Origin of the sequence: Streptomyces huiliensis, from assembly GCF_020037025.1 — a bacterium.
Taxonomy (GTDB): Bacteria; Actinomycetota; Actinomycetes; order Streptomycetales; family Streptomycetaceae; genus Streptomyces; species Streptomyces huiliensis.
Genome location: NZ_JAIQLH010000301.1, coordinates 1 through 4700 on the forward strand (window position 1 = coordinate 1; position 4700 = coordinate 4700).

General features: G+C 70.0%; 3 protein-coding genes. 1 reads left to right on the forward strand and 2 read right to left on the reverse strand.

Annotated features, from left to right (window positions below):
• A partial coding sequence (phoR, locus tag JNW98_RS31720; RefSeq protein WP_223771759.1) for a two-component system sensor histidine kinase PhoR occupies positions 1-998 on the reverse strand: 998 nt, incomplete at its 3' end.
• Between the two features lie 261 nt (positions 999-1259).
• Here phoR and phoU point away from each other — a divergent pair.
• On the forward strand, positions 1260-1949 hold the full coding sequence (gene phoU / locus JNW98_RS31725; RefSeq protein ID WP_223771760.1) for a phosphate signaling complex protein PhoU: 690 nt from the start codon (positions 1260-1262) through the stop codon (positions 1947-1949).
• 1572 nt (positions 1950-3521) lie between these two features.
• On the opposite strand, the gene JNW98_RS31730 is transcribed toward phoU, so the two are convergent.
• Positions 3522-4700: NsdA family TPR-like regulatory protein (locus tag JNW98_RS31730; RefSeq protein WP_223771761.1), on the reverse strand; the 1179-nt coding region annotated here is incomplete at its 5' end.

Below are 4700 nucleotides of genomic sequence, written 5' to 3' on the forward strand. Positions count from 1 at the left end.
ACCCGGTAGAAGCGTTCGAAGACGCGCTCGCGGTCCTTCTCGGAGATGCCGATGCCCTGGTCGGTGACGGCTATCTCGATCAGGTCGCCGCCGGGGGCGGCGACCCGGCGTGCGGCTATGCCCACTCTGGTGCGGGCGGGGCTGTAGTTGACGGCGTTCTCGACGAGGTTGCCGAGCGCTGCGGCGAGCTGGCCGCGGTTGCCCCAGACGTGCAGGCCGGCCGAGCCTCCGGAGGCCATGGTGATCTGCTTGGTGCCGGCCTGGTGGCGGCAGCGGTCGATGGCCTCGGCGACGAGCTCGTCCACCCGGACGGGCTCGGAGTCCTCCAGGGGGTCGTCGTTCTGCACCCGGGAGAGGTCGATGAGCTCCTGGACCAGATTGGTCAGCCGGGTGGCCTCGATCTGCATCCGGCCGGCGAAGCGGGTGACGGCCTCGGGGTCGTCGCTGGCGTCCATCACGGCCTCGGACAGCAGCGACAGCGCGCCCACCGGCGTCTTGAGCTCATGGCTGACGTTGGCGACGAAGTCCCGGCGGACGGCCTCGATGCGGCGCGCCTCGGTGAGGTCCTCGACCAGCAGCAGGACCAGGCGGGAGCCCAGTGGCGCCACTCGGGCGGAGACCGCGAGGGCGTCCCCGCGGCCGGTGCCGCGGCGCGGCAGGTCCAGCTCGACCTGGCGTATCTCCCCGTCGCGGCGGGTGTCGCGGGCCATCTGGAGCATCGCGTCCACGGCGAGCCGGCCGCCGCGCACCAGGCCCAGGGCGTACGCCGCCGAGCTGGCCTTGACGACGGCGTCGCCCTCGTCGAGGACGACGGCGGAGGACCGCAGCACGGAGAGGACGGTGTCGACGCCGGGCGGCAGGACCGCGTCGGTGTGCAGCGAGCTGCGGCTGGGGCGCGCCTGGTCGCGCTCGCTCCAGCGGAACGCCAGCATGGCGATCACACCGGTGCACAGGCCGGCGAGGGCTGCCGCTGCGGCGACGGCCGCGTCCACGTTCATGTCTCCAGGTTATGCGGGGGCACCGACAGCCCCACAGTCAAAAGGGGGGCGCCTCGAACACACGTTGCCGAGAGTTCACCTTGAGGTCGGCGGTGGTTCACTCCGGGGGTCGACACCCGTCGCGTTCCGGCCGGATCGTGGTACCGGGCGGCCTCAGAAAGCACCGGACCGCGGTCGGCCGGCCGGCGGCCCGGACGGCCTCGGCACACCCCCGGCCGCCGTACCACTCGAAGCGAGAGCTCGAAGCGAGAGAAGGACACGATGCGGGACGCGTACCACGAGGAGCTGGACTCGATAGGCGACGGGCTGGTCGAAATGGCGCGGCTCGTCGGCTCCGCCATAGGGCGCGCCACGACGGCGATCCTGGACGCGGACCTGAAGCTCGCGGAGGCCGTGATCGCCGGCGACAGCAAGGTGGACGACCTCCAGCGGGACCTGGAGGCGCGGGCCATCGCGCTGCTGGCCCGGCAGCAGCCGGTCGCCACGGACCTGCGGATCGTGGTGACGTCCCTGCGGATGAGCGCCGACCTGGAGCGTTCGGGCGACCTCGCGCAGCACGTCGCGAAGCTCGCCCGGCTGCGCTTCCCGGACACGGCGGTCCCGCGCGACCTGCACTCGACGGTGCTGGAGATGGGCCAGCTCGCCCAGCGGCTGATGGCCAAGGCGGGCGAGGTGCTGATCACCAAGGACGTGGACCTGGCGCTCCAGCTGGAGCAGGACGACGACGCGATGGACCTGCTCCACCGCGCCCTCTTCCAGCACCTGATGGACGACCGCTGGCAGCACGGCATCGAGACGGCCGTGGACGTCACCCTGCTGGGCCGCTACTACGAGCGGTTCGCCGACCACGCCGTCTCCGTCGCCAAGCGCGTCGTCTACCTGGTCACCGGGGAGCACGCGGACGAGCTCAACCAGACGGCGGGCGCCCCCGGCGCGAAGGAGACACCGTGATACCCGGCGTGCGCCTGTGCGCTCCCTGACGCCCCCGGTGCGCCCGCACACTCGTACACCCGGCGCATTGACGTCCGGCATCGGGTGAGCGTTGAGTGGGGTGTGGCAGACCACCCATCGAGGAGGTACCGCATGACCGGTTCTCTCGCCCCTGAGCGTGTGGCTCCCGCGACGCCCGCGATGAGCGGATGCAACTGCGGCCCGTCGTGCAGCTGCGGTTGCCAGCAGGGCGGCTCCTGCAACTGCGGCGGCGGCTGCGGCTGACACGCCTCACACGTCACTCACGGGAAGGGCCCCCGGACGGCGAACGCCGCTCGGGGGCCCTTGCCCGTACCGGGACCTGCCGTACCGGGACCTGCCGTACGGGGAGGACTACTTCTTCTTGCCCTGGGACTCTCAACTACGCCTGATCTTCTGGAGAGTTGGCTGCTCACTCACCTCTGACCTGCGGCCGAAGGCTCACACGGCGGTCGTTGGCTGTCGTCATCTGTCATCGTCGGCCACCCTCGGACGGCCCCCAGACGGCCCGGCCCCGGGCCCGGAAGCGCCGCTAGCGCTAGCGTCGGAGATCGCTAACGTTAGCGACCCCGCTAGCGACCAAAAGTGCGGGTGGCCAGCACGTTAGCGGATAGCGGCCCGTCTCGGCCCACCCCGGAATCGGCCCGATCGACGGCTCCGTGAAGGATGCCGCCCAGCCGCTATCGGGCGGGCCGGCGGCCCGGACCACCGGTCCGTCGGTGCGGGGAAGAACAAGAAGGACCGCCCTTCGGGCGGACGTCCTTCCGGCCGCCTTCCCCAGTCTCGACGCCAGCGCCATGGGCGACTGCTGCAACCGTTCGTCTCCCGGGTCGGGCCAGTGGCTACTGGCTAGCGGCAAGGTTGCCAGTAGCCACTGAAACGGCTTCTGGGCTGGCAGGGGACCCGGAAAGGGGTCTCGGCTTGCCACTAGGCAGTAGTCACTGGCCAGTAGGGCTCAACGAACCTGCCCGGCCCTGCCCCCTTGGAATGCCGTCCTTGGCGCCTTCCAAGGGGCGGGCGGCAGATCAAAGAGCGCGTCGACGGCCTGTGCCGCTCTCGCGGGGTCCGCTAGCTTTTCAGGGGCGGGGGGCGCCCCCACTGAAAAGCAGCCTCTAGCCGTCCTAGAGAATTGAGGGTAAGCAGCGTCCGCAGCGTCCGTCGGCCATCGTTCACCCCCTCTGACCTGCACCATTCCTGCGGACGCTGACCAACATACCCAGCGTCCGACAGCGTCCGCAGCGTCCGGGCACGCCTAGTTGCTAAGAGCACGATTTCGCAGGTCAGGCGTGACCCCTGGGAGGAACGGGGGCGGACGCTGTGGAAGCGGATGCTGTGCTCGTCTCCAAACAGTCGTCGAGACGAGCAAGAAGAGCACCCCCCGCCACGACCAGGGTGCTCTTCTTGCTGAAGAGACCACCCCACGCGGGCAAGGGTGGCTTCTTCGATGCCTCGGTCTGGCAGCAGAGCGCGACGGCGCCCAGCGCCAGACGTCGACCATCGCGCGCGAGCGCAGCGAGCTGCCAAAGGTCGCGCGGCCGGAGGCCGCTCCTTCTGTCACTGGGGCAGGAAGCCTGGGGCCGTCTTCCCAAGCTCGCGCAGGTGCGCAAGGTAGTCCTGAGCGGCAGGCTCGGACGCGTAGCGGTGCCGCATCTCCGCCGCCAGTTCACGGCTGGTCATGATGAGCGACGGCACCGACTGACGCTCGCCTTCGAGGGCGCGCTCCCCCATGATGAGTGCCTGTTCGAGGTCACCCTCTCGGGCGGCCGTCACGCCCAGCGTGACGCGCGCTTCCGCGTTGCGCATGGGCTTGCGCTCCGTTCCGTCGAAGTCCGTCCCTGCCCTGAGGACTTCCTCGGCGAGCGTCCGCGCCAGCTTGTCTTCCCCGACCAGGCGGTAGCAGTCCATCGCGTAGAAGTCGAACTTCGCCGGGTCCACCACGAAGTGGTTGTCCAGGTTCTCCGGGTGCGGCATCCCTTCCAACAGGTTCCGCCCCCGGTCGAGCGCCACCTCTACCCGACGCCGGTCCCCAAGCCGGGCCCATGCCTTGGCCTCCTGCCCGGCAAGCTGTACGGCTACCCCGTGATGTGCGGCCACTTGTGTTCCCGCCTCCGCCGCCGCAACCACCCCGCGGTAGTCCCCCGTCGTGAGCGCGAACCAGGCCCGCATTTCGTGCGCCCAGCCGGCCACCTCGGCATGGTCGGCCTCCGTCGCCAACGACAGAGCGGCCCGGCGCGTCGACTCGGCCGCGTGCCGGTCTCCCGTGTCGTACTCGACGCAGCCCACGAGCAGGGCGAGCCAGCCAGAAAGGGCCAGCACCTCGCGATGTTGCGAGAGCGTGAGGCTCTTCGAGTGGAGATCGACCACCCGGCGGAGCCACTGGCGCCCCTCGATGAGGAGTTGGGCGCTCGGCATGAACGGGTACTCAGAGCACAGTCGATCGGTGGTAATCCGAAGGGCGTCGAGCGTCGCGGTGTCTACGTCGGACCGGTTCAGACGGCTCACGATCTCCAGGGTTTCCATGCCACTCGCAGCCAGGATCTCCCTGTCTCCGTCCCGCCGCGCCGGCGCGGGGAAGAGGGCGTGTGTCACGGTGCCGAAGACAGCGGCGATGAGCGGGCGGTAGAACTCGTTGGGGAGCTGCCCGGACTCCCACCGTTTCCACTGGCGGAGCAAGCTCTCGTCTGCGGGGAGTTCGTCCTTCGCATGGGCCCTTAGGGCCTGTATTGAGTCGTG